This is a genomic window from Rhodococcus jostii NBRC 16295, from assembly GCF_001894825.1.
GTDB lineage: Bacteria > Actinomycetota > Actinomycetes > Mycobacteriales > Mycobacteriaceae > Rhodococcus_F > Rhodococcus_F jostii.
On sequence record NZ_BCWY01000269.1, the window covers coordinates 1 to 719 of the forward strand.

Below are 719 nucleotides of genomic sequence, written 5' to 3' on the forward strand. Positions count from 1 at the left end.
GCCGGCGTTCCGCAGAGCCGTCGCCCGCAGATCATCGAGATCGACACCGCCCTCGCGCACCACGGCGAACGCGACGGCCCGCTGCCCCCGAAGCTCGTCCGGAACCCCGATGACCGCGACCTCCCCGATCCGCGGATCCCGCAGCAGCGCCGCCTCGATCTCCGCCGGACCCACCCGACGACCCGACAGCTTGATCGTGTCATCGGACCGGCCGTGGATCCGCCACACCCCGTCCGCGTCGACGCTGGCGAGGTCACCGTGCACCCACACGTCATCCCAACGCTCCCAATACGTTTCGAGGTACCGGTCACGGTCCTGCCAGAAACCGTGGGTCATGCCCGGGAACGTGTTCCGGACAGCGAGCTCCCCCACCTCGTCGACGAGGGGTGCACCGTCCTCCCCGAGCACGGCGGCGTCGACACCGGGCAACGCCCCGTTGAACGCCGCAGCGGCCGAGGGCAGGAACGGGTACCCGATCAGGATGCCGCCGCCGACCTCGGTGCCACCGCTGTAATTGATGATCGGCCGGCGCGACCGCCCGACTTCCTGAAACAACCACCACCAGGTCGGCTCGTCCCACGCCTCCCCGGTGGAGACGAACGAACGCAGCGTCGCCATCTCACGCACCGCCCCGCCCCCGCCCGCCATCAACGCACGGGCCGCCGTCGGGGCGATCCCCTGCACGGTGACACCGTTGCGTTCGACGATCTCCCACATCC

The 719-nt window shown here is 70.4% G+C and carries 1 protein-coding gene; it reads right to left on the reverse strand.

Annotation, left to right across the window (positions count from 1 at the left end):
• Positions 1-719 (reverse strand): AMP-binding enzyme (locus RJ1_RS45135; RefSeq protein ID WP_143169629.1); only part of this gene is annotated, 719 nt, incomplete at both ends.